This window comes from Streptomyces sp. JLYT201, from assembly GCF_059448825.1.
On sequence record NZ_CM182551.1, the window covers coordinates 353,389 to 379,450 of the forward strand.

The 26,062-nt window shown below is 74.0% G+C and carries 30 protein-coding genes; 14 read left to right on the top strand and 16 right to left on the bottom strand.

The features are described from left to right. Positions 1-27: 27 nt before the first annotated feature. Positions 28-687 (bottom strand): fasciclin domain-containing protein, encoded by a 660-nt coding sequence (locus tag AC5WAM_RS01315; RefSeq protein ID WP_495521211.1) that lies wholly within the window; start codon positions 685-687, stop codon positions 28-30. 236 nt (positions 688-923) lie between these two features. Between AC5WAM_RS01315 and AC5WAM_RS01320 the strand changes: the two genes are divergently transcribed. Next, the gene (locus AC5WAM_RS01320) at positions 924-2,567 is read left to right on the top strand and encodes a molybdopterin-dependent oxidoreductase (protein WP_495521212.1); all 1,644 of its coding nucleotides are present in this window, start codon (positions 924-926) and stop codon (positions 2,565-2,567) included. Between the two features lie 28 nt (positions 2,568-2,595). On the opposite strand, the gene AC5WAM_RS01325 is transcribed toward AC5WAM_RS01320, so the two are convergent. Further along, on the bottom strand, positions 2,596-3,351 hold the full coding sequence (locus AC5WAM_RS01325) for an anti-sigma factor (RefSeq protein ID WP_366795965.1): 756 nt from the start codon (positions 3,349-3,351) through the stop codon (positions 2,596-2,598). Further along, positions 3,348-3,932: an ECF RNA polymerase sigma factor SigK gene (gene sigK / locus AC5WAM_RS01330; RefSeq protein WP_366795964.1), complete on the bottom strand. Its 585-nt coding sequence runs from the start codon at positions 3,930-3,932 to the stop codon at positions 3,348-3,350. Before sigK ends, AC5WAM_RS01325 begins: the two co-directional genes overlap by 4 nt. 282 nt (positions 3,933-4,214) lie before the next feature. Between sigK and AC5WAM_RS01335 the strand changes: the two genes are divergently transcribed. Together AC5WAM_RS01335 and AC5WAM_RS01340 are read left to right on the top strand one after the other, a co-directional pair. Next, the gene (locus tag AC5WAM_RS01335; protein WP_495521213.1) at positions 4,215-5,834 is read left to right on the top strand and encodes an SDR family oxidoreductase; all 1,620 of its coding nucleotides are present in this window, start codon (positions 4,215-4,217) and stop codon (positions 5,832-5,834) included. A 112-nt stretch (positions 5,835-5,946) separates the two neighbouring features. Next, complete coding sequence (locus AC5WAM_RS01340; protein ID WP_495521214.1) at positions 5,947-7,323, top strand: cryptochrome/photolyase family protein; 1,377 nt, start codon at positions 5,947-5,949, stop codon at positions 7,321-7,323. A 51-nt stretch (positions 7,324-7,374) separates the two neighbouring features. Here AC5WAM_RS01340 and AC5WAM_RS01345 read toward each other — a convergent pair whose 3' ends face one another. The 4 genes from AC5WAM_RS01345 to AC5WAM_RS01360 are packed head-to-tail and all read right to left on the bottom strand — an operon-like array spanning position 7,375 to position 9,746. Beyond that, positions 7,375-7,977 (bottom strand): Asp23/Gls24 family envelope stress response protein, encoded by a 603-nt coding sequence (locus tag AC5WAM_RS01345; protein WP_366795961.1) that lies wholly within the window; start codon positions 7,975-7,977, stop codon positions 7,375-7,377. After that, positions 7,974-8,999, bottom strand: coding sequence for a DUF6286 domain-containing protein (locus AC5WAM_RS01350; RefSeq protein WP_495521215.1), 1,026 nt, complete (start codon positions 8,997-8,999; stop codon positions 7,974-7,976). The genes AC5WAM_RS01345 and AC5WAM_RS01350 overlap by 4 nt, the downstream gene beginning before the upstream one ends. Beyond that, a complete protein-coding gene (locus AC5WAM_RS01355; RefSeq protein ID WP_030677279.1) occupies positions 8,996-9,181 on the bottom strand; it encodes a hypothetical protein in 186 nt (61 codons plus the stop codon). Before AC5WAM_RS01355 ends, AC5WAM_RS01350 begins: the two co-directional genes overlap by 4 nt. A 52-nt stretch (positions 9,182-9,233) precedes the next feature. Continuing rightward, positions 9,234-9,746, bottom strand: coding sequence for an Asp23/Gls24 family envelope stress response protein (locus AC5WAM_RS01360; RefSeq protein WP_495521216.1), 513 nt, complete (start codon positions 9,744-9,746; stop codon positions 9,234-9,236). Positions 9,747-9,926: 180 nt separating this feature from the next. Between AC5WAM_RS01360 and AC5WAM_RS01365 the strand changes: the two genes are divergently transcribed. From AC5WAM_RS01365 to AC5WAM_RS01390, 6 genes are all read left to right on the top strand, one after another. Next, a complete protein-coding gene (locus AC5WAM_RS01365; protein WP_366795958.1) occupies positions 9,927-10,514 on the top strand; it encodes an RNA polymerase sigma factor in 588 nt (195 codons plus the stop codon). Beyond that, a complete protein-coding gene (locus AC5WAM_RS01370) occupies positions 10,505-11,215 on the top strand; it encodes an Asp23/Gls24 family envelope stress response protein (protein ID WP_495521217.1) in 711 nt (236 codons plus the stop codon). Before AC5WAM_RS01365 ends, AC5WAM_RS01370 begins: the two co-directional genes overlap by 10 nt. Beyond that, the gene (locus tag AC5WAM_RS01375) at positions 11,209-11,580 is read left to right on the top strand and encodes an Asp23/Gls24 family envelope stress response protein (RefSeq protein ID WP_495521218.1); all 372 of its coding nucleotides are present in this window, start codon (positions 11,209-11,211) and stop codon (positions 11,578-11,580) included. Before AC5WAM_RS01370 ends, AC5WAM_RS01375 begins: the two co-directional genes overlap by 7 nt. A 160-nt stretch (positions 11,581-11,740) precedes the next feature. Further along, positions 11,741-12,229, top strand: coding sequence for a beta-class carbonic anhydrase (locus AC5WAM_RS01380; protein ID WP_366795072.1), 489 nt, complete (start codon positions 11,741-11,743; stop codon positions 12,227-12,229). A gap of 472 nt (positions 12,230-12,701) precedes the next feature. Beyond that, positions 12,702-13,211: a hypothetical protein gene (locus tag AC5WAM_RS01385; RefSeq protein ID WP_495521219.1), complete on the top strand. Its 510-nt coding sequence runs from the start codon at positions 12,702-12,704 to the stop codon at positions 13,209-13,211. Next, complete coding sequence (locus tag AC5WAM_RS01390; protein ID WP_495521220.1) at positions 13,208-13,378, top strand: hypothetical protein; 171 nt, start codon at positions 13,208-13,210, stop codon at positions 13,376-13,378. The genes AC5WAM_RS01385 and AC5WAM_RS01390 overlap by 4 nt, the downstream gene beginning before the upstream one ends. A 65-nt stretch (positions 13,379-13,443) precedes the next feature. On the opposite strand, the gene AC5WAM_RS01395 is transcribed toward AC5WAM_RS01390, so the two are convergent. Then, positions 13,444-14,154, bottom strand: a complete 711-nt coding sequence (locus tag AC5WAM_RS01395; protein WP_495521221.1) for a LysE family translocator — start codon at positions 14,152-14,154, stop codon at positions 13,444-13,446. Positions 14,155-14,180: 26 nt separating this feature from the next. After that, entirely contained in the window at positions 14,181-14,531 is a 351-nt protein-coding gene (locus tag AC5WAM_RS01400) for a helix-turn-helix transcriptional regulator (protein ID WP_366795074.1), read from the bottom strand. A gap of 135 nt (positions 14,532-14,666) precedes the next feature. On the opposite strand from AC5WAM_RS01400, the gene AC5WAM_RS01405 reads away from it, so the two are divergent. Further along, positions 14,667-15,395, top strand: a complete 729-nt coding sequence (locus tag AC5WAM_RS01405; protein ID WP_366795075.1) for an anti-sigma factor antagonist — start codon at positions 14,667-14,669, stop codon at positions 15,393-15,395. Between the two features lie 49 nt (positions 15,396-15,444). Here the strand turns inward: AC5WAM_RS01405 and AC5WAM_RS01410 are convergent, their stop codons facing one another. Beyond that, positions 15,445-16,209 (bottom strand): GNAT family N-acetyltransferase, encoded by a 765-nt coding sequence (locus tag AC5WAM_RS01410; protein ID WP_495521222.1) that lies wholly within the window; start codon positions 16,207-16,209, stop codon positions 15,445-15,447. A gap of 331 nt (positions 16,210-16,540) precedes the next feature. On the opposite strand from AC5WAM_RS01410, the gene AC5WAM_RS01415 reads away from it, so the two are divergent. After that, the gene (locus AC5WAM_RS01415; RefSeq protein WP_366795077.1) at positions 16,541-16,885 is read left to right on the top strand and encodes a hypothetical protein; all 345 of its coding nucleotides are present in this window, start codon (positions 16,541-16,543) and stop codon (positions 16,883-16,885) included. Then, positions 16,882-17,217, top strand: coding sequence for a hypothetical protein (locus AC5WAM_RS01420; protein ID WP_366795078.1), 336 nt, complete (start codon positions 16,882-16,884; stop codon positions 17,215-17,217). The genes AC5WAM_RS01415 and AC5WAM_RS01420 overlap by 4 nt, the downstream gene beginning before the upstream one ends. Here the strand turns inward: AC5WAM_RS01420 and AC5WAM_RS01425 are convergent. The 5 genes from AC5WAM_RS01425 to AC5WAM_RS01445 form a co-directional block, all read right to left on the bottom strand. After that, on the bottom strand, positions 17,204-18,430 hold the full coding sequence (locus AC5WAM_RS01425; RefSeq protein WP_495521223.1) for a hypothetical protein: 1,227 nt from the start codon (positions 18,428-18,430) through the stop codon (positions 17,204-17,206). The genes AC5WAM_RS01420 and AC5WAM_RS01425 overlap by 14 nt on opposite strands. A gap of 388 nt (positions 18,431-18,818) precedes the next feature. Beyond that, positions 18,819-20,093: an alpha/beta hydrolase family protein gene (locus AC5WAM_RS01430; RefSeq protein ID WP_495521224.1), complete on the bottom strand. Its 1,275-nt coding sequence runs from the start codon at positions 20,091-20,093 to the stop codon at positions 18,819-18,821. Between the two features lie 93 nt (positions 20,094-20,186). Continuing rightward, the gene (locus AC5WAM_RS01435; RefSeq protein WP_495523779.1) at positions 20,187-21,305 is read right to left on the bottom strand and encodes a serine hydrolase domain-containing protein; all 1,119 of its coding nucleotides are present in this window, start codon (positions 21,303-21,305) and stop codon (positions 20,187-20,189) included. Between the two features lie 279 nt (positions 21,306-21,584). Next, positions 21,585-22,346, bottom strand: a complete 762-nt coding sequence (locus tag AC5WAM_RS01440; protein WP_495521225.1) for a GNAT family N-acetyltransferase — start codon at positions 22,344-22,346, stop codon at positions 21,585-21,587. Positions 22,347-22,398: 52 nt separating this feature from the next. After that, on the bottom strand, positions 22,399-22,605 hold the full coding sequence (locus tag AC5WAM_RS01445) for an antitoxin (RefSeq protein ID WP_495523780.1): 207 nt from the start codon (positions 22,603-22,605) through the stop codon (positions 22,399-22,401). Between the two features lie 269 nt (positions 22,606-22,874). Here AC5WAM_RS01445 and AC5WAM_RS01450 point away from each other — a divergent pair, with 269 nt between their 5' ends. Together AC5WAM_RS01450 and AC5WAM_RS01455 are read left to right on the top strand one after the other, a co-directional pair. Then, positions 22,875-24,248, top strand: a complete 1,374-nt coding sequence (locus AC5WAM_RS01450) for an alkaline phosphatase (protein WP_366795083.1) — start codon at positions 22,875-22,877, stop codon at positions 24,246-24,248. A gap of 224 nt (positions 24,249-24,472) precedes the next feature. Beyond that, complete coding sequence (locus tag AC5WAM_RS01455) at positions 24,473-24,820, top strand: DoxX family protein (protein WP_495521226.1); 348 nt, start codon at positions 24,473-24,475, stop codon at positions 24,818-24,820. Positions 24,821-24,915: 95 nt separating this feature from the next. On the opposite strand, the gene AC5WAM_RS01460 is transcribed toward AC5WAM_RS01455, so the two are convergent. Beyond that, positions 24,916-25,953 carry an alpha/beta hydrolase gene (locus AC5WAM_RS01460; RefSeq protein ID WP_495521227.1) on the bottom strand — a complete coding sequence of 346 codons (1,038 nt, stop codon included), beginning with the start codon at positions 25,951-25,953 and terminating at the stop codon, positions 24,916-24,918. Positions 25,954-26,062: the final 109 nt, after the last annotated feature.

Here is a 26,062-nt window from a genome sequence, read left to right on the forward strand (position 1 = left end):
TCACCGTGCGTGCGGTCCGCACGCGCCTCACTTCTTCGGCATCAGAACGGTGTCGATGATGTACACGTTCGCGTTGGCGGTCCTCACGTTGCCGCACACGACGTCGGCGGAGCCGTTGACCTTGTACGACTCGCCCGATCCCGAGGTGCGGATCCGGCCCTTCTCCAGGGTCGGGAAGGTTCCGTCCGCGAGGTCCGCGGGGGCGAGCCGCTTCCCCACGACGTGGTAGGTCAGGATGCTGGTCAGCTGTGCCTTGTCGTTGAGGACCTTGTCCAGGTCCGCCTTGGGGATCTTGGCGAAGGCGTCGTTGGTGGGCGCGAAGACGGTGATGTCCTTCGCGTTGTTCAGCGTGTCGGCGAGTCCGGCCTTCTTGACCGCGGTGACCAGGGTCGACAGGGCCGGGTTGTGCGAGGCGGCCGTGGCGACCGGGTCCTTGGCCATGCCGTCGAAGCTGCCCGCGCCGTCCTGGGGAACCGAGGCGCAGGCGGGGCCGAACGGCTCGTCCGCGCTCTTCGCGCCGTCGGCGGAGGCGTCCTTGCTCGCGTCGTCCCGCGCGGCGGAGGACTTCTTGCCGGAGGCGCTGTCCTTGCCGCCGCCGTCGTCCGAGCAGGCGGTAAGGGCCAGCGGCAGAACGGCCGCCGCGGCCAGGGCCGTGGCGACGCGGCGGATACGGAAGGTGCTGCTCATCATCTGCTCCTCGATGGGGGTGGAACTGCGGAAGCGGAACTTCTGGTGTGCTCCGTACGCCGGTGATTCGAAGCTGTGGCCCTTCCGGCTTGGTGATTCACCCGAGGAGATCGACACGTTCCGGATCCATGCAGGTCAGCGGGGAGCCGTCGGCGGAATTCGGGTGACGCGACACGGTGTGCTCCACCCGTGGCCCGGCACCAATCCGCCCCCGGGAGCGGCTACGGATGTCCCGTATGAGCGATGAACTGAGAACCTCTGGGCGGCGCAGGGCCCTCGGGCGGGGCGCCTTGGGGGCGTTGAGCGGACTGCTGGCGGGTTACACGGCCCTGGGCGTGGCCGAGCTGGTGTCGGCCGCCGTGCGCCCCGAGGCCGGGCCGGTGGTCGCTGTCGGCGGCGCGGCCATCGACCGGACCCCGACGTCCCTCAAGACATGGGCGATCCGCTCCTTCGGCGCGAACGACAAGCTGGTCCTGCAACTGGGCATCCTCGGCGTCCTGGCCCTGTTCGCCCTCGCTCTGGGGCTTTTGGCCGCACGGCACCGGCGGGTCGGCTCCGCGGGCGTGCTCCTCTTCGGAGCCGTCGGAGCGCTCGCCGCGACCAGCCGTCCGGACTCCGTGGGCGCGCGGGACGCGCTGCCCTCCGTCGTGGGCGCCCTGGTCGGCGCGGCGCTGCTGTACCGGCTCGCCGGGCGGCTGCGGCCCGCGCCGCGCACCGCCGGGCCCGGGGGCCCCGAGGGTCCCGGGGGTCCCTGGGGTCCCGGGGGTCCCTGGGGTCCCGGGGGTTCCGGATGGGACCGGCGCGGGTTCCTCGTCGCCGCCACCACCGCGGCCGCCGCGTCGACGGGTGCCGGGCTGCTCGGCCGGGCGCTGCACGGCGCGGACGCCGAGCGGGCGGTGAAGGCCCGCGACCGCGTCACCCTGCCGCCGCCGTCCTCGCCCGCCTCCCCGGTGCCCCGGGGAGCGGCGCTGCGCGTGCCGGGCATCAGCCCGTTCACCACGCCCAACGCGGACTTCTACCGAGTGGACACCGCCCTCGTCGTGCCCAAGGTCGTGCCGTCGTCCTGGAGCCTGCGCATCCACGGCGAGGGCGTCACCCGTGCGCTGCGGCTCTCCTACGACGACTTGCTGCGCATGCCCCTCATCGAGCGCGACATCACCCTCACCTGTGTGTCGAACGAGGTCGGCGGCCCCTACGCGGGGACCGCGCGCTGGATCGGCGTACCGCTGGCAGGGCTCCTCGCCCGATGCGGCGTCGAGCCGCCGTCCCGGGGCGGCCCCGCCGACCAGCTGGTCGCCCGCTCGGTCGACGGCATGACCCTCGGCACGCCCGTGGAGGACGTCATGGACGGCCGCGACGCGCTGCTCGCGCTCGGCATGAACGGCGAACCGCTGCCCTTCGCCCACGGCTTTCCGGTCCGCATGGTCGTGCCCGGGCTCTACGGGTACGTGTCCGCCTGCAAGTGGATCGAGGACATCGAGCTCACCACCTTCGACGCCTACGACGCGTACTGGGTCAAACGTGGCTGGGCCCGGCGGGCCCCCGTCAAGACCCAGTCCCGCATCGACACCCCCCGGCCCTTCGCCCGCCCCGAGCCCGGCACGGTCGTGATCGCCGGGGTGGCGTGGGCCCAGCACCGCGGCATCACCACGGTCGAGGTCCGCGTCGACGACGGCCCCTGGCGCCGGGCCGACCTCGCCGCGCAGGACACCCGGGACACCTGGCGCCAGTGGTCCCTCCCCTGGAAGGCCACGTCCGGGAGGCACACCCTGACCGTGCGCGCCACCGACGGCACCGGCACCCCGCAGACCGAGGAGCGCACCCGCACCGTCCCCGACGGCGCCAGCGGCTGGCACTCCGTGCTCGTCACCGTGCGCTGACGCCCGCCGGGGCGGCCGGGCGGGGCGGTCAGGCGGGGAAGTCCATGAGGGCCACGGGCGGTGAGGTCGGTTCGGGCGAACCGCCCGCGGGCTCCACGGTGATGCCCATGCCGGTGGCCCCGCCGACCGGGCCCGTCAGGAGGACCGCCGCGGTCGTGCGGTCGGGGTCCATGAGCCCGGCGGGGCGCATGGACCCCTTGTCGTCGAACCACAGCTGGTAGACCTTGCCGCGCGGCGGCCTCGCCATGCCGGACGCCAGGAGCGCGGCCCGGTCGCGGCTGCTGGAGACGACCACCGTCGCCCTCGCCCCGTCGGGCAGCTTCGCCGTGCGCGCCCGGGCGTCGGGCGCGGCCAGCAGGGCGGCCAGGTCCTCGGACCGCGCCTGGGCCCGGCGGGCCGTCTCGCGTGCCTCGTCGGCCTGCCGGTGCTGCCAGACGGCGGTGCCGCCGAGGCCCGCGGCCGCGGCGAGGCAGACGGCCAGGGCCCAGCGGGATCCGCGGCGGGCCCGGTGCCACGCGGTACGGGCCTGCGGTTCCTGCCGGGGCCGCGGTGCTTCCTGGCGGACCGTGGTGAGGCGCCGCAGCACCTCGTCCTTCAGCGCGCGGCGGGGTGCGACGGCCGCCGCGAGGCCGAGCCGCGCCGCGGCGGCCGTCAGCTCCCGCACCTCTTGGGCGCAGGACGGGCACCGGGCCAGGTGCTCCTCGAACGTGCGGCGCTCGTCGTCGTCCAGGGCGTCGGTGGCGTAGGCACCGGTGAGGGTGTGCGGGTCCGCGCCGATGGTCATGCGCTCGCTCCCAGGCAGTCGCGCAGCCGGATGAGTCCGTCGCGCAGGCGGGTCTTGACGGTGCCCAAGGGCAGCGAGAGGAGTTCGGCGACCTGGCGATAGGTCAGGCCGCGGTAGTAGGCGAGCGTCACGGACTGCCGTTGGACCTCGGTGAGCGTGCGCAGACACCGGCGGACCTGCTCGCGCTCGAGGCGGGTCTCGACCTGCTCGCTGACCTCGTCGTACTCCGGGGTGCGCGTGAGCAGCGCCGCCTTGTGCTCGCGGGCGGCGGCGGCCTCCACGGACCGGACGCGGTCGACCGCGCGGCGGTGCGCGAGGGTCAGGACCCAGTTCATGGCGGTGCCCCGGTCCTGCCGGTAGCGCGGCGCGGTGCGCCACACCTCGATCAGGACCTCCTGGGTGACTTCCTCGGACTGGGCGTGGTCGCGCAGCACGCTGCGCACCACCCCGAGGACGGCGGCGGCCACCGCGTCGTACAGGGACGAGAACGCCTGCTGGTCGCCGCGGGCCACCCGGGCCATCAGCTCCTGGAGGTCGGGCCCCGGTGCCGCCCGGGACCCGATGTGCACGACTTCCTTCACGCGATGGCCTCCCGGAGAGCGGCGGATGTTGTTCCGTATTCCGGAGCCGACGGCCTGATGGATTGGCCCGCCGCACGTTTTTTCGCGGCACCGCGCGATCGGCCCGGGCGCCGCCCGGCCGTACCGCACGCGGGTCGCGCTGCAGTACCGCGCGGATGGCGCTGTGGTCACTCGCGCAGGCCCCCGTACCAGGCGCATCCGTCCGGCACGCTCGCACCGTAGAAGTAAGGGAGAGCGCTACGGCGACGACGGACGACGAGCAGGCGAGCGGCGGGAGCCACCATGAGTGACGACGACACCACCCCGACCGGGCAGCGGGCGGACGGTGGTCGCACGTGCCTGGTGACCGGTGCGAGCGGCTACATCGGGGGCCGGCTGGTCCCGGAGCTCCTCGACGCGGGCCACCGGGTGCGCTGTCTGGCCCGTACCCCGGAGAAACTGCGTGATCACCCGTGGGCCGGGCGGGTGGAGGTGGTCCAGGGGGACGTCACGGACCCCAAGTCGGTCGCGCGCGCCCTGAGCGGCGTGGACGTCGCCTACTACCTGGTGCACTCCCTCGGCACCGGGCGGAACTTCGAGGACACCGACCGGCGGGCGGCCCGCGTGTTCGGGGAGCAGGCCCGCGAAGCCGGTGTCGGCCGGATCGTCTACCTGGGCGGGCTCACCCCCGACACGGTGCCGGAGCGGGAGCTGTCGCCGCATCTGCGCTCCCGTTCGGAGGTCGGCCGCATCCTGCTCGACTCGGGGGTGCCGACGGCCGTGCTGCGCGCCGCCGTGATCATCGGCTCCGGCTCGGCCAGTTTCGAGATGCTGCGCTACCTCTCCGAACGGCTGCCGGTGATGGTCACTCCGCGCTGGGTGCACACCCGGATCCAGCCGATCGCCGTGCGCGACGTCCTGCGCCTGCTGGTCGGCTGCGCGGAGCTGCCCCCGGACGTGAGCCGCACCTTCGACGCCGGCGGCCCCGAGGTGCTCACGTACCTCGACATGATGCGCCGTTACGCGGCCGTCGCCGGTCTCCCCCGGCGGCTGATCCTGCCCGTCCCCGTCCTCACCCCCGGTCTGTCCAGCCACTGGGTGGGCCTGGTGACACCGGTACCGACCCGGATCGCCCGTCCCCTGACCGAGTCCCTGCGGTACGAGGTGGTGTGCGGCGAGAACGACATCGCGCGGTACGTACCCGCTCCGCCGGGCTCTCCCCTCGGCTTCGACCGTGCCGTCGCCCTCGCCCTGCACCGCATCCGTGAGGCCGAGGTCACCACCCGCTGGTCGTCGGCCGCTGTGCCCGGCGCGCCCAGCGACCCGCTCCCCACCGACCCCGACTGGGCGGGCGGCAGCCTCTACACCGACGTGCGCGAACGGGCGGCCGAGGTCGCGCCGGAGGCGCTGTGGGACGTCGTCGAGGGCATCGGCGGGGAGAACGGCTGGTACTCCTTCCCGCTCGCGTGGGCGGTGCGCGGCTGGCTCGACCGGCTGGTCGGCGGCGTCGGCCTGCGCCGGGGCCGACGTGACGCGCACCGGCTCAGGGTGGGCGACTCGCTGGACTTCTGGCGGGTGGAGGAGATCGAACGCGGGCGGCTCCTCCGGCTGCGCGCCGAGATGCGCCTGCCGGGCCTGGCCTGGCTGGAGATGCGGGTGGACGAGGACGGGGCCGGGCGCGTGCGCTACCGGCAGCGGGCCCTGTTCCACCCGCACGGCCTGCTCGGCCAGCTGTACTGGTGGAGCGTCTCGCCCTTCCACGCGGTGGTCTTCGGCGGCATGGCCCGCAACATCGTCCGCGCGGCCGAGCGCGCGGCTCCCCCGGCGTCCGAGCCCTCGGCTCCCCCGGCGTCCGGGTACGACGGCACCCGACCGGACGCGGCGCCCCCGCATCCGGGCGGCCGTTTCCGGCCGAAGCCTTGAGTGGTCCGGAGCCCTGGGTGCCCGGGGTCCTGAGGGCCCGGGGTCCTGAGGGCGCGTAGCGGCTGCCCGCCCGCCGGAAGAACTCCCCGCCCACCGAAAGAAGCTGACACGCATGCATGTCTCGGTCGTCCTGTTCACCTCCGACCTGCGCCTGGCCGACCATCCACCGCTGCGGGCGGCCCTGGACGCGGCGGACGCCGTGGTGCCGCTCTTCGTCCGGGACAGCGCCGTGGAGGCGACCGGGTTCGCGGCGCCCAACCGCGCCGCGTTCCTCGACGGCTGCCTGGCCGATCTGGACTCCGCGCTGCGTGAGCGGGGCGGGCGGCTCGTGGTGCGCTCCGGCGATCTGGTGGAGCAGGTGTGCCGGGTCGTGACGGAGGCGGACGCCGACGAGGTGCACATGTCGGCGGGACACACCCGCTTCGCCGCGCGGCGCGAGGAGCGGCTGCGCTCGGCCCTGGAGGCGGCGGGCCGCCGGCTCTTCGTGCACGACGCGGTCACCGTCGCCGTGCCGCCGGGCACGGTGACCCCCGCCGCGTCCGACCACTTCGCCGTGTTCACCCCGTACTACCGGCAGTGGGCGCAGGTGCCGCTACGGCCGGTCGTCGGCACTCCGCGCGCGGTGCCCGTGCCCGACGAGGTGGCGGGCCAGAAGGTGTGCGCGCCCGACGTCAGCTCCGAGGTGTCACCGGCGCTGCCGCCCGCCGGGGAGAGCGAGGCCCGCAAGCGGGTGGGCGCGTACTGGCGCCGCGGTCTGGACGCCTACGAGGACACCCGCGACGACCTGGCGGCCGACGCCACCTCGCGCTTCTCGCCCCATCTGCACTTCGGCACCTTGTCCCCCGTGGAGCTCGTGCGGCGCGCGCACCGCCACGGCGGTCCGGGCGCGGAGGCCTTCGTCCGGCAGCTGGCCTGGCGCGACTTCCACCGCCAGGTCCTCGCCGCCCGGCCGGACGCCGCCCACGCCGACTACCGCACCAAGCACGACCGCTGGCGCACGGAGCGCACCGCCGCCGACGACATCGCGGCCTGGCGGGAGGGCCGCACGGGCTATCCGCTCATCGATGCGGCCATGCGGCAGCTGCGCCACGAGGGCTGGATGCACAACCGGGCACGGCTGCTCACCGCGAGCTTCCTGACCAAGACCCTCTATGTCGACTGGCGGGTGGGCGCCGAGCACTTCCTGCACTGGCTGGTGGACGGCGACGTGCCCAACAACCAGCTCAACTGGCAGTGGATGGCGGGCACCGGCACCGACACCCGTCCCAACCGGGTCCTCAACCCGGTCACCCAGGCCAAGAAGTACGACCCGGACGGCACGTACGTACGGCGCTGGGTGCCGGAACTGTCCGGTGTCGGGGCCCCGTCGGTGCACGAGCCGTGGAAGCTGCCCGGCCTGGACCGCGCGGCCCTCGACTACCCCGACCCGATCGTCGAGCTCCCCTACGGGCTCGACCGCTTCCGGCAGGCGCGCGGCAAGCAGCCGTAGCGGCCGCGCGCGTCTCCCGGCCCGCCGCCCGCGCGGTGAACGCCGCCGCGGTCACCGCAGTCGGCGCGGGGCGTGGGCACGGACCTCGAAGTGGATCTCGGCGCGGAGCGTCCGGGGCGCCGCGGCCGCCCGTGCCTCGGCGATCGCGTCGCGGGTGAGCCGCTGGAGGACGGCCCGCGGTGCGACGCCGGGCGCGAGCGTGACCGTGACGTGGGCCCGCAGGTGCCGTGGGCGGCCGAGGAGGCGCACCCGGGCCCGGTCGACACCGGGCGTGGCGCGGGCCCGGTCGGTGACCGCCGCCGCGAGGGCCGCGCCGGACAGGGTGATGTCACCGTGGCGCGCGTGCTCCGGCTCTCCGAGCGGCAGGTGCCGCAGTCGGCCCGCCCGCACTTCGTACGCCGCCCAGGCCGCCGTCGCGAGCAGCCCGAGCGCGAGCGCGGCGATCACGGCGGCGGCCCACCAGCCGTGGGCCCGCCACCGGTCCAGGGCGGCCCCGTCCAGCCACACCCGGTCGGGGTCCAGGCGGGGCAGGGCTTCGGGCAGCCGCCGTCGCACGGCGTCGGTCGTCGAGGCGAGGGCCGCGCCGCCGAGCACGGCGAGGGCGCCGGTCACCAGGAGAACCGCCCTGTTGGCGGCGGAGCGCAGGCCGCTCATTCCGGCACCCCGCCATCGGCCGCGACGCCCGGCCCCGGCCGCAGGCGCACGCGCAGCCGCGGGGGCCGCGCGAGGCCGCACCCGGCCAGGGCGTCCTCCGCCGCGCGCGTCACCGCTGCCAGGGCGCTCCGCCGGTCCCCGAAGGCCAGCTCCGCGCGCATCCGGACCCGGCGGCGGCCGACCCGCACCCGGACCCGGGTGACCCCGGGCTGCGCGGCGGCGGAGTCCCGCAGCAGGGCGGCGACCGCGCCCCGAGGGAGGTCGGCGTACGTGTGCGCGTCGGGCGGCGCCATCGGCAGGCTCGCGCGGCGGCCCGGGGTGAGGGCCAGCACGACCATCCACAGGCCGAGCACGACGGTTCCGGCCGCGGCCAGGCCGGTGACCGTGCCGCCGTCGGGCCCGTGCGCCGTGAGCCACGCGACCAGGCGGACCCGCCAGGCGGCGGGGGCGCGCCCGGCGGCGTGCACGGCCACCACGTCGTACAGGAGCACCGCGCACCCGGACGCGACCGCCAGGGCGCCCAGGGCGACGGGCAGGCGGCGCGGGGACCAGGGCCGCCGGGCCCGGCGCGCGGGGTGCGGGCCGGGCTTGGCCAGGCTCACGGGTGGGGACGCGGAGGGGGCTCCCGGCGGGCCGCCCGGCTCCTCGGGGCCCCGCTCGCCCGGCTGCCCGGGGTCCCGCTCGGGCCGGTCCGCGGCCTGCCGGTCCAGGGCCCGTACGCGCACGCTGACGGGCCGCACGGCCAGGCCCGTGAGTTCGGCGGTGCGCGCGGTGACGTGCCGCTGCACCGCCAGGGCCGAGGCGTCGAGGCCACCGGGGTACGGCAGCGCCACGGTGACCCCGACGCGGGCGTTCGCGCCCCGCACGGCCGCCGACCCGCCGTCGGCGCGTACGCCGCCGGGGATCGGTGTCTCCGCCGCGGCGCGCTGCGCGACCCGGCGGACCGCGCGGTCGGCGACGGTCGTCGTGCCGCGCCGCGCGGCGGGCGTACCTGACGCCGAGGGGCGCGGGGGCGCGGTCATCGGCGCTCCGAGCCGCGGCCGGTGAGGAACTCGTGCAGGCCGACGCCGTCGTCCACGAGCCGCCCCACCACGAAGCCCACCGCGCCGAGCGCGGCCACCAGCAGGAAGGCGCCGAAGCCGCCGAACCAGCCGGCAAATCCCAGGGCCATGCCCACGATCAAACCCACCAGGGCTGTACTCACGCTTCACCTCTTGTCAGGGGCAGGACGTCACGGCCGAAGGGCGCGCGGACGGTCACTCCACGCGGGCCGGGCCGTTGTCGGCGCTGTCGTCCTCGGGCAGGTGCACGTCGTTGACGGCGACGTTGACCTCGACGACCTCCAGGCCGGTGATGCGCTCCACGGCCGCGATGACGTTCTCGCGGACGTCGTGGGCGACGTCGGTGATCGGTACGCCGTACTCGACGACGACGTCCAGGTCGATGGCGGTCTGCCGCTCGCCGACCTCCACCTTCACGCCGCGCCCCACGTTCGAGCGGCCGCCCGGGACGCGGTCGCGCACGGCGCCGATGGCGCGGGACAGGCCGCCGCCCATGTCGTACACGCCGGGGATCTCGCGGGTGGCCATGCCCGCGATCTTGACCACGACCACGTCGGCGATGGACGTCTTGCCGCGCGTGGCGGCCGGCTCGTCGGCTCCGGTGCGGCCGGTGAGGGTGGTGACGCCCGGCGCGTTCTGCCGGGTGCCGCCGGTGTGCTCCGCGTTCTGGGGCGTGTTCGCCTTCGGGGCCAGCTCTTGTGTCGCCATGGGGCCGTCTCCTCGTCTCACGGTGTCCGTTGGTGCCTTCCTTCTGCTCTGACCCGTGTGCCCGGCCGGTTGTTACGCATCCGCGCGCACTTCTTCGACCGAATAGGAATCGGTCAGGGTCGCGTAACATCCGCGCCCCCGGCCGGGTCGTAGGGAGAGGACCACCAGAGAGGAGCGAGCGTGCCCGGGGACGAGGACGGGACACCGTGGGAGGCCGGCCCTTCCCCCCGGCACGACGACGCGTTGCTCGCGGTGCGTGCGGCGGAAGGGGACGAGGAGGCCTTCGAGGCGCTCGTCCTGCGCCACGGACCCCGGCTGTTGCAGCTGGCCACCCGGCTGCTCGGCAGCCCGACGGAAGCGGAGGACGCCGTGCAGGAATCGTTCGTGAGCGCCTGGCGCAAGCTGCCCGAATTCCGCCGCGACGCTCGCTTCGGCACCTGGATGCACCGCATCGTCACCAATCGGTGTCTCAATCTGCTCCGGGCCCGGCCGCGCGTCGCGGGCCTCGACGACGTGCCCGAGCCCGCCGCGCCCGAGTACCAGGTCTCGCCCCCACGGGCCGTGGAGGGCTTCGCCGCCGTCGAGGACCTGACGAAGGCCATGGAGGGCCTGTCGGTGGAGCAGCGCGTGTGCTGGGTCCTGCGCGAGCTCGACGACATGCCGTACGAGTCCGTGGCCGAGACGGTCGGCATCACGACGGGAGCGGCTCGCGCCCGGGTCTTCCGGGCGCGCCGCCACTTGATGGAGACGATGGCGGCATGGCGGTGAACGAGCACGGCGGGCCCGGAGCGGGCGACGAGACACCGGCCCCGTACGACGACGGTGACGGGCTTGTGCCCTCGGACGGCAGGGGCGGGCCGCGGCCCGCGTACGACGGCATGCGCGACGGGGCGGCGCCCGAGGACGAACGGCTGCCCTGCGGCCGCCGGCTGGCCGCCGTGTGGGAGGCCGGGGAGGCGGGCGAGCCGGATCCGCACATCGCGGACTGCCCGTACTGCCTCCCGGCCCTCGACGGCTTCTACGAGTTGCAGGACGTGGTGTGGCGGGCCCGGGACGCGCAGCGCTCCGCGTGGCCCGCGGACGCCTCGGCGCTCAGCGCACGGATCATGGACGTGGTCCGGCTCGAACTGCGGCCCGGCCGCACGCTCCCCCTGGGCGAGGCGGACGAGGACGCGTGGATCGTCGAGGCGGCGGCCGCGCGCACCTTCCGCGCGGCCGCCGAGACGCTGCCGGGCGTGCGGGCGGGCAGTTGCCGCGTGGCCCCGGCGGGGACCGGCGGGGCGGCGCGCGCCCCGGTGACCGTGCGCATCGAGGTCCGGACCGCGCCGACCTGGGACCTCCCGGACGTCGCCGACCGCGTACGGCGCCGGATCGCCGACGCGGCCGCGGACGCCCTGGGCCTGCGTGTGGCGGCCGTCGACGTGGTCATCACCGATCTGCTCGACGCGAACGGAGACGAGGCATGGTGACCCGGGCACACGACGGCCGGCGGCTCGTCGAGGCCGTCGCCGCGGCGGTGGGCGAGGTCCCCGGGGTGGCCTTCCTGCGGCCGGGCCTCGCCGGACGCCTGCGCGCCACCACGATGTCGGCACCCCGCACCAACGGCGCGCCGACGGCGTCGACTTCGGGCATACGCGTCCGTGGCGCGAGCAGCACGCGGGGCGCCCGTGACGCCGATGGGCTCGCCGTGGACGTGTTCGTGGTGGTGCACCGGGGCCACCGTGCCGTCGACGTGACCCGTGCGGTCCGCGAGGCGGTGACGCGGGCGGCGCGGACCACGCTGGCGACGACGGTCCCGGTGCGCGTGACGGTGACGGTGAGCGGCATCGTGTGACGGCTTCCCGGGCGGGCCACGGGGGGCGTACGCGCGTTCATTGCGGGGGCATTGCAGGACGATGACCGAACCGGCCGAAGGCTTCCGCCCCGCCGGGCCCGTCACTACGGTGCCGAGCGACGGATGCCGGGGAGGCCCGGCCGCAGAAGGTGAGGACGCCGTGTCCGCGACCGACGAGTACCTGACCCACAACACCGCGTACGCCGCGTCCTTCAGCGGCCCGCTGCCCCTCCCCCCGTCCCGGCAGGTGGCGGTCCTCGCCTGCATGGACGCCCGCCTGAACGTGTACGCGATCCTCGGCCTCAAGGACGGCGAGGCCCATGTCATCCGCAACGCGGGCGGCGTGGTCACCGACGACGAGATCCGCTCCCTGGCCATCAGCCAGCGCCTGCTGGGGACGCGGGAGATCATCCTGATCCACCACACCGACTGCGGCATGCTCACCTTCACCGACGAAGCCTTCGCGCGGCAGCTGGAGGAGGAGACCGGGATCCGCCCGTCCTGGGCGGCCGAGGCGTTCTCCGACCTGGAGGACGACGTGCGCCGGTCCGTGCGGCGCATCACCTCCAGCCCGTTCGTCCCGCACACCGACTCCGTCCGCGGCTTCGTCTTCGACGTCGCCACGGGGCGCCTGAGCGAGGTCAAGTAGCGCGGTGTTCCGCTGAGCGGAATAGGAACGTGACGTCCCGCGTCGCTCCGGCCCATCCTCTGCCTGATGCCTCCCAGGCCACGAGAGGATGCCATGCCACACCGATCGGCTCCGCGTGGGATCCGGCCCAAGTCCCGCGGCACACAGCGCAAGAGGGCCTTCGTCCTGGGGGCGGTGCTCCTGTTGACCTGCACCGCCGTCGCCGCGACCACGGGGGAGGCCGACTCGGCGAGCCCCCCCCCAAGCCGGTGCCACGCGCCGCGCCGGGAACGCCCGGGGCGCTGGTCCCCAAGGGCCCCGTGCCCGATGGATTCGCCACCTGGTCCGACCTGTTCACCATGCAGCAACGCCTCAACGCCAAGGCCACGAAGGTCCTCAGGGCCGCGCGCAGGGCGGGCCACGACAATCCCGTCGGCACACCGCCGCCCTGCGCTCGGCCGTGCGCGAGCTTTCCGCCTCGGGGGCCACGAGCATGGCCGCGCCCAAGCCCGACGGCAGCGGCGTCGTCGTGCGCTGGGCGCCCGGTCCCCGGCGGCACAGCCGCGCCGTCGGCGGAATCCCGGTGACGAGGGACCCGGGCTCAAGTCCCCGGGGCTCGCGGGCCGTTCCCCTCACGGGCGGGTGCGCCGACGGCGGCGGCAACGATCTGATGGGCGGGTACGGCAACCACAGCACAGGCGCGGACCACGCGACCATCGGGGCAGCGGGGTCCGGCAGGATGTGGGACGGGAACTGGCAGAACTCCACCTTCACCAAGCCCATCGACGGCTGGGGCGACACCTTCGTCGGCAACCACATCTGCACGTCCGGCTCGCGCTCGGGAGCACTGTGCGGGTTCACCATCAGCTCCATCGCCCCCCCCGAGCCCGTCAGGCGCTCCCGGTGCCGCTGGGTACGCGTCACAGGACGCCGCCCAGTACGGTCCCGGCCAAGGGACAGCGGAGGTCCGGTCTTCAGCTCGCGGGCGACCTCTCCCGGGTGATCGCCCTGGGCACGGTGACCTCCGGCGCCTCCGACGCGCGCGTGCCCTGCCGCGGGGAGAACTGGCCCGGCCGCATCTGCGCCTGGCACTTCCGGTTCGACCGCGTCGACTACGCGCTCAACAACACCTTCTCTCCCACCTTCGGCGGCCGGATCGTCACGGGCTGATCCCGCACTGCCCCTTCGCCCTCGGCTCGTACCGGTCCCCGCTTCAGGACCGGTACGAGCCGAGGTCAGCGATGCTCACCGGCCAGCCACCCGGCGAGCCCCAGCATCGCGGCCCCGGTGCAGGCGTCCAGCGCCCGCCGGGTCCGCCGCGTGATCCCCAGGCTCTTCAACCGCCCGCCCAGGGCGGCGTACCCGCACGCGCAGAGGAACTCCACGGCGATGTATGCGGCGCCGAGGAGCAGCAGCGGCACCATCGCCCCTTCGCCGCCGTTCCCCAGGAACTGCGGCAGGAACACGGCGAACAGCAGGAGCGCCTTCGGGTTGGAGGCCGCGACGACGAACTCCTGGCGGGCGAGCCGCCGACCCGTGCGCCCGCCGTCGTCCCTGGCGGGCGGGGTTTCCCGCGCCGTGTACGGGGTGTCCCTCGCGCCTCGCCGCCGACGTACCGCCGTGAGTACCGTGCGTCCGCCGAGCCAGACGAGACAGACCACGCCGCACCACTTGATGACGTGGAAGGCCACCGCGGAACCGGTCAGCACGGCCCCGAGGCCCGTGGCCACGGCGACGACCATCAGCGCGAACGCGCTGAAGCGGCCCGCGAGCGCGCCCACGGCGGGACGCGGGCCGTGCCGCAGTCCGTTGCGCAGGGCCAGCAGCTGATTCGCCCCGGGGGTGGCGGCGAGCAGCAGCGCGGCGGGAAAGAAGGAAGCCCACTGGATGCCGGAGACCATGGACTCCGGGTACCCCAGGGGCGCGCGGGGCTTCACTCGCGCCACGGCGGACGACGTCCCGCCCGTGGCGTTCAGCCGTCGGGCGCGGGGTCCCGGCCGGTGTGCGGCGCGGCCGCGTGCCGGGTGTCGACCTGGGCGAGCAGGCCCAGCAGCGAGGCCACGGTGAGCCCGGCCTCGGCGGGGTGGCGCAGGATCGTGCCCGGCTCGATCTGGTACGCGTTGGTGCGCCCCTCGCGGGTGTGGGACAGATAACCGCTGTGCTCCAGATCAGAGATGATCTTCTGCACGGCGCGTTCGGTGAGTCTGCAGTGAGCAGCGATGTCCCGGACACGCGCGTTCTGGTTGTCGGCAATGACAGCGAGTACCCGCGCGTGGTTGGTGATGAACGTCCATCCCGTGTGCGGTTCCGGTGCTCCACCCATGGGCAGATCGTACGCCAGCCAGTTCGTGCAAGAAAATACGTGAACTAGATTTCATGTATCCGTTGACGTGGGTCCGTCGGGCGGCGAACCTGGTGACGACAGATGCACAGGCGCTCCAGCCCAGGGGAGAAGACCATGCCGCAGGCGGCGCAGTCAGGGACCGGGCAGGCCGAAAGCCGCCCGGGACTCGCCGACGCCCGCAGCCCGGCTCCGCACTCCGAGCTGACGGTCCGTCTCCGCGCCGAGGGCGACCGCCTCGTGGTCACCGTCCGCGGCGATCTCGACCTCGACACGGAACAGGAGTTGCGCCGCGAGCTGTGCTCGGCCCTCACCCGCTCCGGCGAGGGCATCGACGTGGACCTCGGCGGCGTCGCGTTCTGCGACTGCTCCGGGCTCAACACCCTGCTGAGCGTGCGGCAGCGGGCCCTGGACGAGGCGAAGACGGTCGCGATCCTCGCGCTCAGCCCGGCCGCGGAGCGGGTCTTCGCGCTCACCGACGCCCTGCCCCTGTTCACGCCGGAGGCCTACGCGCAGGCGGGTGCCCCGGCCGCCGCCGACGGCTCGGACGACTCCGAGAACGGCCTGCGCGTCAAGGTCGCACAGCTGCGGCGCGCGATGCAGACCCGGGGGCCCATCGACACGGCCCGCGGCATCCTGATGGCCGCCTTCGCCCTCGGCGAGGAGGAGGCGTGGGACGTCCTGGTCATGACCTCGCAGAACACCAACGTCAAGCTGCACCTGCTGGCTCAGCAGGTGGTGGGATCCATCAAGGGCGCCCCGCTGCCGGACGCCACCCAGGCCCAGCTGTCCGCCGCCGTCAGCCACGTCACAGCCGTGAACGGCCGGGCCGGACGCGGGGAGTGAACCGCCGCCTCCAGCACGGCGACGGGCCGGGTTCCCGCGCCCCGCGGCCTCACGCGGCGCCGACGATGCGCGCCGAGACGCAGAGGTCCTCGTCGCGGTAGCCGAGCCGGTCGTACAACCGCCGCGCGGGGACGTTGTCGGCGAGCTGCCACAGCGTGCACAAGCCGTGCTCGCGCACCGCGTACCTGGTCAGCCAGGCGGTGAGCGCGGCACCCAGGCCCTGGCCGCGCTGGGCCGCGTCGGTGGCGACGGACGCCATCAGCGGCGCCCCGCTGTCGCGCAGGCTGCTCAGGGCACCGCAGGCGACGAGCCGCCCGTCGGCGTCGCGGATCCCGGCCCAGAGGCTGACGTCGGCGGAGCCGGGGCCCGTGGAGTGGGCCGGGCTGTGTGCGCCGAGGAAGGCGGCCAGCTCCTCGTGGTGCTCCGCGCCGAGCTCGACCACGCGCTCCTCATTGCGCATCGCGGGCGGCTCCACGAGCGTCCAGCGGAAGACCCACTCCACCACGTCGGAGAGCTCGCGGCGCTCCCCCACCAGCGCGTCGCTGCCGCGCGGTCCGGTGAACTCCCGCACAGCACCGGGTAGTTCATGCTCGGCGGCCAGCACCAGTTCCGCGGCCGTCGCCGCGTCGCCGACGCTCCACACATGGCCGCGCCGGACGTCCAGCCAGGCGACCGCGCCGTCGCCGGACCAGCCGGTCCGGTCGTCCCGGCGGCGGCGGGCGGCGCCGAAGCGCAGCAGGGCGGCGCCGGACCGACGCTCCAGGCCCTGGTCGAACAGGTCGGCGGTCCGGGAGACAAGAGTCGTAGCCTGCATCGTTCTCTGCCAAGGAAGGGGGTTCGGGTACACGGGAACGTCAGGCGCTCGGCCGACAGGACGGCCACTGTGACATACCGGCCCCGGGGTGGGGCAAATCGGCTCTGACGTGGCCTTATGTGAGATCTCCCGCATCAAAGCGGTGCACGGGTCACCCCGTCCGGATCCACCCCGGCTCGACCACGCGTTCCCTCCCTCGAATGGTGCGCGAACTGCCTTACCCACATGGGTGATGACAGGAGTCGCCCCTTCAAAAGACCTTGAAATCAGCGGACTCTCTCGGACATAGGGCCTTTCGTACGGATGAAGGCCCAGAAAGGGGGAACACGCTGTGGACACCTTGAGGCGTACCGGGCGACGTACCGCGAAGGCCGTCGCGGCCGCCGGTGCCGCACTCGCACTCGTCACCGGCCTCTCCGCCCAGGCCCAGGCGGCCAACGGCACGCTGAGCTTCCGCGACGCGAGCGGGATCGACCACGCGAGAGACAACCCGACCAACGGCGTCTGCTACAGCTTCACGGCCGAAGCGGTCAGCGTCGCCAACCTCACCGACACCGACGGCAGGCTCTTCACCGGCAGCCTCTGCGAGGAGAGCACCTTCCTCATCCCCATCCACGCGGGCTCGTCCCTGGTCTTCGGCGCGACGAAGCCCCGCAGTGCCAAGGTGGGAGCGTGACGGCGATGGGCGACACCCTGCGACGCGCGGGCCGGGCGGTCCTGGCACCGGCCCTGTCCTTCGCGCTCCTCGCCGGTTTCCCCGGTGAATCCGCCGCGGCCGTCGGCGTCCTGAAGTACACCGACGCACAAGGCGTGGAGCACCGCAAGGAGAATCCACCGGACGGAGTCTGCGCCTACTTCGAGTCCCCGGCGGTGAACGTCACCAACGGCACGGGAACGGACGCCGCGCTGTACCGGGACCGGGAATGCACCGACTTCCTGATCTACGTCTTCAAGGGGACGCGGCTCGAGTTCGGCGGCGACCGGCCGCAGGGCATCAGGTTCGGCTGACCGCATCGACGGAGCCGCCGGCCTCGGTAAGCTTCGCCAGGCGCTGTCGCACGTCCTCGCGGGCGCCGTCGCTGCCGGTGCCCCGGGTCCGCAGGCTGAGCAGTTCGGTGCCCAGCTCGCGGATCCGGCCGGTGTCGGTGACCCGGTGCCAGGCCTGGTGGGCGCGGTCGACGGCCTCCACGACGGCCGGGTGGCCCTCGGGCTGCTCGGCCATCAGGCGGGTCACGGCGCCGCGCATCCACAGCTCACAGGCCCGGTCGAAGGCGCCCTCGGCGAAGGCCAGGAAGGCGCGGACCTCGATCCAGTGCGCCACCTCGGGCGAGGTCGCGCCGTGGCCGCGCAGGGCGTTCTGCTCGCACGCGGCGGCGATGGCGGCGGCCTCGGCGTGCCGCCCGGCCCGGCTCGCCTCGCTGATGGCGCGGTGCGGATCCGCGACGGCCGGGGCCGCGGCGGGCGGCGCGGGGGCCACGGTCGCGAAGGGCGCGGCGGGCGCGGCCGGTGCCGTCCGGGGCGCGGGAACGCCGACCGGGGGCTGCGGCACCGTGCCTGCCGGAGCGATGCCTCCCAGCCAAAGAGTGGCAGCCTCGTCGACGTCGGGGGCGGCCGCCTCCACGGCCTGCTCGTGCAGCTCGTGCACGGGAGGTGTGGCCGGAACCGTGCGCAGGATGTGGGCGAAGGCCCGTGTGTAGGCAGGGGCGGGCCGATGGTGGCGGTCCTCCCACTGCACGGCTCCGTACAGGGCGTACGGGCCGTCGAGCACCTGCTCGCGGCGGACGAGAGCCTGCCACACGGCGGTGTCGGCGGCCAGGTCGGCGACCACGGTCGTCGTGCCTGGTGGCCGGTGCCGCAGCTCGGCGGTGAGCCAGTGCCACGGCAGGGCCGTGTAGCGGACCGTACGTGCCGTGGTGCGGGCGAGCGCCAAGTGGAGCAGGTGCTGGCGGGTGTCGACGACCAGGTGCCCGGCGACGTGGACGAGCAGGTGCCCCTCGGCGGCCGCGGCCGTCCGCAGACACGTCAGCACGGTCTGGGGATCCTCGGGATTGGCCAACTGGACCGCGCTCGCCTGCCGGGTGCCGACGAGCCGCGCCGGCGGCAGAGCGGCAAGGGGCGGCAGCTGGGCGGTGACGGCGAAGGGGTGGCGCACCGGTGGCTCGGCGGCAATCAGCAAGGCGTATCCGGGCAGGTCGTAGTCGGTGCTCGTGCTGTTCGCCATGCCCAGCACCGTATCTGGCCAGCCGTCGGGCGCCAGAGCCTTTCGTACGACTCCCCCGCCACGAGCGCGGCACTTGTCTCCTTCCAGGCCGAATGGTCCAGAACGCGGTGGGCCCGGCACCGGAGACACTCGGCCAAATCCGAAACCCGGGACGCATGGCCGGCGCTCGCTCGGGCACACTGATGGCCGGGCCCGCCGTGCTCCCCCGTCGCGGCGGGCCCACCTCTCGGCCTCTCGGCCCGGCTCTCCTGATCCGGACGCCCCGCCACAGCCGCGTGCCACTGGCGGTGACGGCGGCCTCCGCCGAGGGGGCCTGACGCGCACGGGCCCGCGGAGCACCTCGTCGACCGGCGGGGTGCTCCGCGTGTCCACAGCGGGCAGGGAACGCCTACTGCCGCCCCACCGCGTCGAACCACCGCACCACCTGCGGCGCCGACACCACGAACGACCGGAAATGGTCCACGGCGCCCTGGTTGACGATCCGTGCGGGCGCTCCGTGGCGCGCCAGTCGGGCCGCGCAGCTGCGCGCGTTGGCGATCGGGACGTCGGTGTCGGCCGTCCCCGCGTAGAGCCGCACCGGCAGGTCGGCCTTCCAGTCGCAGGTGTGGTCGTTCTCGCGCGCCGCGTCCAGCAGACCACCGCTCGGGTGCTTGAACTTCTCGTAGAAGTCAGGTGTGAGCAGGTCCTTCACCGTGGGCGCGAGGGCGCCGAGGATGTCCTCCTCCTCGTGCTTGCCGTCGAAGAGGCCCTCGACGCGCTGCGCGTACGGCTTCCGGAACACCTCGGCCGGGTCCTTGTAGATGGCGTGCAGACGGTTCTGCGCGACCAGCCAGTACGACACGTAGAGGACGCCGCTGACGTCGTTGACCCTGCCGTCGTACAGGGCCGGGATTTCCTGGCCCTCCAGGTCGTACGGACCGCTGACGGGGGCGAGGGCCCGGAGCCTGAAGTGCCGGTCCGCGCCCTCCCGCAGCGCCCGGCCGAGCCCCATCGCGACCTGACCGCCCTGTGAGAAGCCGGTGGCGTACACGTCGCCGTTGAGGGGGCGGCCCAGCTTTCCCGCCGCGGCGCGAGCGGCGCGCAGCATGTCGACCGAGGCGGTGACGGACGAGCGGGTGTCCATGTACGGATGGAGGCCCGGCCCGCCGCCGAGCCCGAGGTAGTCGGGCGCGGCGACGGCCCGCCCCGCGGAGGCGTGCAGATACGAGGCGACCCGCCCGAAGTCCTCCCCGGCCGAGGGCGCGTAGTCCCGGTTGACCATCGTGCCGTGCGTGTCGGAGACCACGTCGAGCCGGTGGGCCCCGCCCTTGGGCAGGGTCAGCAGGCCGGTCGCGGTGGTGGGCCGGCCGTGCGGGTCCACGGTCTTGTACGTGAGGCGGTAGGCCCGCACGCCGTAGCGCGTGGGGCCGCTGTCGACGTTCCGCCCGCCGAGGAAGGCCCGGACCTCCGTGAGGTCCCGGTCGGCGACGGGGGTGAGGGAGAGGAGGTCGCCGCGCCCCGCGCTCCGCTCCCCGGCACTCCGCTCCCCGGCACTCCGCTCTCCTGCGGCGGCGACGGGGGCCGCGGCCAGGCCCGCGAGCAGCAGGGCGGCCGCTCCGGCAAGGCCCTTCCGCATGCGTCGACTCGCCCTGCGCTCAAGGGCTTTGTGTGATTCATCGCTCATGCCCCGAACGCTACGGGCGCGCGGCTCACCCCGACATCCGAGAGCCCCCCGTGCCGGGGGTGGACCTGAGTGCACCCCCGGCCGTGCCGGAGGTCAGCGGCACAGAGCCTTGTCCACGACCTTCTCCACGCGCCGCATCTCCGCCTCGCTGTCCGGCATGCGCGTCACCGCGACGTTGGCGGCGCGGCCGTCCTCGGTGACGCCGCCCCGGGTCTCGAAGCCGTCGATGTCACCGCCGTGGTTCCAGGCCACGCCACCGCACGACAGCGGCCTGCTCACGAGCCCCAGGCCGTAGCGGACGCCGGGGCCGAGGGCCTTGGCCGGGATCGTGGTGCGCATCTGGGCGAGCTGGGCCTTCGGCAGCAGGTCACCGTCCAGGAGCGCGGCGAAGAACCGGTTGACGTCGGCGTTGGTGGAGACGAGCTGGCCCGCCGCCCAGGCCCAGGAGGGGTCCATCTCCGTGAAGTCGCGCGGCGGGCCGCCGTCCGGGTTCTTGATGTAGCCCTGGGGGTGCCGCTCCCGGATCGTCTGGTCGCCGACGGCCGGGAAGTAGGTGTGGCGCAGCCCGACGCGCTGGATGACGCGCTTGTCGATCTCCTCCGCGAGGGGGCGTCCTGTGACCTTCTGGATGATCAGCCCGGCGAGGACGTAGTTGGTGTTGTTGTACTCCCACTTCTCGCCGGGGGCGGAGCGGGCCTTGTGCTTCAGGGCGATGTCGAGGAGGTCGCGGGGTGCGAAGTACCGGTGCTGGACGGCCGGGAAGTCCAGGTAGTCGGTGTAGTTGGGCAGTCCGCTGGTGTGCTGGAGCAGCTGACGGACGGTGATGCGGCGCCCGTCGATGCCGTCCCCGCGGACGAGACCGGGCAGGTAGGTGTCGACGGAGGCGTCGAGCTTCACCTTCTTCTCGCCGACCAGTTGCAGCACCACCACCGCGGTGAAGGCCTTGGTGTTGCTGCCGATGCGCACCTGTCCGTCCCGGGGCACCTTCGCCCCCGTGGCCAGGTCGCCGACGCCCGCGGTGTAGCTGCGGGTGCGGCCGTCGCGGTCGGTCACGTTCGCCAGGGCGCCGGGCGGGCCGCCGTCGCGCACCAAGGCGTTCAGGCCCTTCTGCACGGGGTCCGGCCCGGTGGCGGGCGCGGCGGAGGCCGCCGACGGCGCCAGGGCGCCGAGCGACAGCACACCGGCGGTCACCGCGACCGCGGCGCGCGCGATGCCGCGGCGGCCGCCCCGCCGCTGTCCGCTCCGCTGTTGTCCGGCAGAGCTCTGCTGCTGTCCGGGAGCTCGGTATGCCTGTCCTGCCAGTTCACTCACGGGTCAACTCCGGGGGAATCGTGGGGATGTCGGCGGTGGGTGCCGACCCCCAGCATTTCCGGAAGTGATCATTCAGGACGATCCCGCTACCCACCCGCCTCGGGCGGGGGCTACCCCCCGGCGCGCCACCCGGCAGGCACCAGTCCCGGTGCCCGTCCGACACGGCGGCGGGTCGCGGGCTCAGCCCCGTTCGAAGCAGTGCGTGACGCCGATGGCGGAGAAGCCGCGGCGCTCGTACCAGTGGCGCGGCCAGTCCGCCGCGTCGGCGGTGAGGAACCGGGTGCCGCAGCCCTCGTCGACGGCCGTGCGCAGGGCGGTGTTCAGGACGGCGTCGGCGTGGCCGCGCCTGAGGTGGGCCTCCGAGGTGACCAGGTCCTCGATCTGGGCCAGGCCGGTCGCCGGGTCCAGATAGAGGTCGGCCCACGAGGCGACCTCGCCCCCGTCCGCGCGGGCACCGAGGAAGCGGACGACGTCCGCGCCACGCCGACGGGCCTCGCGCCGGTCGACGAGGTGGCGTACGACCTCGTCGTCGACGTCCGGAAGGAGGTCCCGCCAGCGCCGGGTGAGCGGAGCGCGCAGCGCGTCGAGGTCCACCTCGTCCGCGGCCCCGCCGTCGCGGACGGGGCCCGCGTGCAGCATGACGAGATAGGCGGAGTGGGAGTATCCGGCCCGGATCAGCGGCTCCGCGCAGGCCGTTCCGACCGCGTCGTCGAGGACGGAGACCAGCCGGTGCGGCAGGTGGCCGAGGGCCTGGTCCGCGAGGGCGGGCAGCGCCTCCGGGTCGACGGCCCCCTCGATGACGACCTGGTTGTTCGCGCGGGAGTGCGCGAAGGCGTCGTCGTGGACGGCGAACCCGCCGGGAAGGTCCACGACGCGCCCGGCCTGACGGCGGGCGAAGGCGGCCAGGAAGGCGTTGATCCGCTGGAGTTCCGATCGCGACATGCAGGGAGCCTAGGCAGCCGTGGCGCCGGCCGCCTTCGTATTTCCCGCCGGATCAGGCTTTCTTGTCGCCCAGCTTCCCGACGAAGCCCTGCGCCTTGTCCACGGCTGTGTCGATCTTGTCGCTGTGCTTGCCCGCGGTCTTGCCGTCGATGAAGTCGCCCACCTTCTCCAGGCCGCCCGAGATCTTGTCGCCGTGGGTCTGGGCCAGGTCCTCGGCCTTCTCCTTCAGGTTCTTGAGGTTCTTCAGGGCGTCGAACATGTACTGCCTCATCCTTCTATTTCTGGGTTTCCCCTGGTCAGACCATGATCCCATGCGGTTGGCCGGATGAGGCGCCGGGGGCGCACCCCGGTGGGCAGGCGCGGCCGGTGCGGGAAGGACTCAGAGGAGTGGCCGCGCGCCACCCCCGATCCGCAAGATCCACTTCGTGTCACGCGCACGTCAGGGAAACATCGCCGGAGCGTTCCTGCCGGTTCACCTAGCGCTGGTGAAGTGTCCGACAAGTCCAGTACTCGATCGAGGAGTCGTGCATGTCCAGACCGCGCCGGTCCCCCCGTACTCTCATAGTCGCCGCTTCCGTGGTCGCCGCCACCGCCACCGCCGCTGTCGCGGTCACCGCCGCGGCGGGGGCCTCGGGCGGCAAGGAGCAGGCCCAGGCCGCGATCAAGGGCGGGAAGGCGAAGAACGTCATCCTGCTCATCGGCGACGGCATGGGTGACTCGGAGATCACGCTGGCCCGCGACTACACCGTGGGGGCGGCCGGCCGCCTGAACATGGACAAGTTCCCGCTCACGGGCAGCTACACGACGTACGCCGTGCACCCCGACGGCTCCCCGGAGTACGTGACCGACTCCGCCGCCAGCGGCACCGGCTGGGCCACCGGCCACAAGACCGTGAACGGCCGCATCTCCAAGACGCCGGACACCGACAAGGCCGTGCCGACGATCCTGGAGCTCGCGCAGCGCAGGGGCTACGCCACCGGCTCCGTGACCACCGCCGAGCTCACCGACGCCACGCCCGCGGTGCTCGCCTCGCACGCCACCGACCGCAGCTGCCAGGGCCCCGCCGACATGGCCAAGTGCCCGGCCGACACCATCGCCAAGGGCGGCCCGGGCTCCATCGCCGAGCAGAGCGTCAACCACAAGGTGGACGTGCTCCTCGGCGGCGGCAAGCAGCGCTTCGACCAGAAGGTCACCGACGGCAAGTACAAGGGCCGCACGGTCACCGAGCAGGCGAAGAAGCTGGGCTACCAGGTCGTGACCGACAAGGCCTCGCTGAAGAACGTCAAGCCGGGCAAGCCCGTCCTCGGCCTCTTCGCCGACGGCAACGTGGCCACGGAGTGGACCGGCAAGCCCGCCGCCGTCGGCGGCACCGACCCGCAGCGCTGCGTGACGTCCAACCCGAACCGCCCGGACGGCACCCCGGCCCTCGCGGACCAGGCCACGCAGGCCATCAAGCTCCTCGAGGCCAAGCAGAAGAAGCAGCGCTCGAAGCAGGGCTTCTTCCTGCAGATCGAGGGCGCCTCCATCGACAAGCAGGACCACGCGGCGGACCCGTGCGGCCAGATCGGTGAGACCGCCGCGTTCGACCGCGCGGTGAAGGTGGCGCGCGCCTACGCCGCCAAGCACCCGGACACCCTCGTGGTGACCACCGCCGACCACGGCCACACCAGCCAGATCGTGCCGCTGGACGCGCAGCCGCCCGGCCTGACCTCCACCCTGGTCACCGACGAGGGCCAGCAGCTGAAGGTCAACTACTCGACCAACACCCCGGGCAAGGCCCAGGAGCACACCGGCACCCAGGTCCGCATCGCCGCCCAGGGCCCGCAGGCGTACCGCGTCCTCGGCGTCACCAACCAGACCGACCTGTTCACCACCATCCGCGAGGCGCTGCGCCAGCGCTGACGCGACCCGAGCACACGCGTACGGCACACGACCCGAGGGGTGGTGTGCCGTTCGCGCGTCCGGGGTTCGCCCGGCGGGCGAGAGAGCGGAAAGAAAGTCGCGCTGACCTGTCACATTCCTCGGCGCCGGTGCGTCAGACCCATGACGGCGACGCCGGCGAGGCCGGCAAGCAGTCGCCGCCGTCCCCAGCACCTGATCCGCTCAGCAGTCCCCAAGGAGTCCCCATGTCCACCACCGCCACCATCGTCACCGTGCTCACCGCCGCCTGGGTCGGCTTCTCCGGCTTCTCCCTGCTGCGCAAGGCCGCCTTCGTCGCCGAACCCCTCACCCAGTACGGCGTGCCCCAGTCCTGGTGGACCCCCCTCGGCCTGGCCAAGACCGCCGGAGCACTCGGCCTCCTCACCGGCCTCGCAGTACCCGCCATCGGCATAGCCGCCGCCATCGGCCTCATCCTGTACTTCGCCGGCGCCGTCATCACCGTGCTCCGCGCCCGCTCCTACAAGACCGTCGCCTTCCCCGTCCTCTACCTCGCCCCCGTCGTGGCCGCCCTCGCCCTCGGCCACACCGCCTGACAGCAAACCCCCTCCCCCGCGACACCCCAGCCCGCGACCGGCCCGCCCCGCCGACCGCGGGCTTTCGCATGGACAAGGCCCGCGTCAAGCGCCGTTCACGCGTCCGGCGCGTGCGACTGTGCGAGCAGCCGCCGCAGCCAGCGGGTGCGGGCGTCCCGGGCGTCCCGGCTCACGGCCGCCTTCGGGGCGATGCCGTCGAAGCCGTGGTAGGCGCCGGACCACACGTGCAGCTCGGCCTGGCCGCCGGCTCGCCAGATCGCGTTCGCGTACGCGACGTCCTCGTCGCGGAACATCTCGGCCGAGCCGACCTCGATATAGGCCGGGGGCAGCCCGGAGAGGTCCGTGGCGCGTGCGGGGGCGGCGTAGTACGGCAGGTCCGCGGTGCCGTGGCGCTCGCCGAGGGCCGCCTTCCACACGGTGGTGTGCGAGGTCAGGTCCCACAGCCCTCGACCCGACATCTGGTGGCTGGAGAGCGTGCTGTTGCGGTCGTCGAGCATCGGGCAGAGCAGCAGTTGCCCCAGCGCTCCGGGGCCGCCGCGGTCACGGGCCAGCAGGGCCAGGGCCGCGGCGAGCCCGCCGCCCGCGCTCTTGCCGCCGATGATGACGCGGTCCGGGTCGACGTCCAGGTCGGCCGCGTGCTCGACCGCCCAGACAAGTCCGGCGTAGCAGTCCTCCAGCGGCCCCGGGTACGGCGTCTCCGGCGCGAGGCGGTATTCGACGGAGAGCACCGCGAGGCCCAGCGGCAGCGCCCATTCGCTGAGGACGCGCGGCAGCACGGACCAGGCGTTGCCCATGACCATGGCGCCGCCGTGCAGGTAGTACAGCAGGGGCAGCGGGCCCGTGAGCCCCGCGGGCCTGGCGCTCACGAGCGTGACGTCGGGTGCGCCCGGCGGCCCCGGTACGGACAGCTCCGTCACCGCGAAGCGGCCGTCGGCGCGCAGGTCTTCGGCTGTCGGCCGGGGGCGCGACGCCGCGTCCCGCGCGCGGCGCTCCTGGAGGTTGTCCGGGGTGACCGGCTCCCTGGGGCCCGGGGCCAAGGTCGCGAGGGCCGCGCCCAGTTCGGGGTCGAACGGGGGCGCGGCGTACGTCTGAGGGGCGCGGCCGGGCGGATGCGGCGCGGGTCCTTCGCTCATGACCCGCCCTCCGTTCCGGCGGCCGAACACCCGGCCGCGGCCCCGCTACGCTCCCCCACCCCGGCGCACGCGCGCCCCGGGAACACTCGTCCGATATCCATACGGCGTA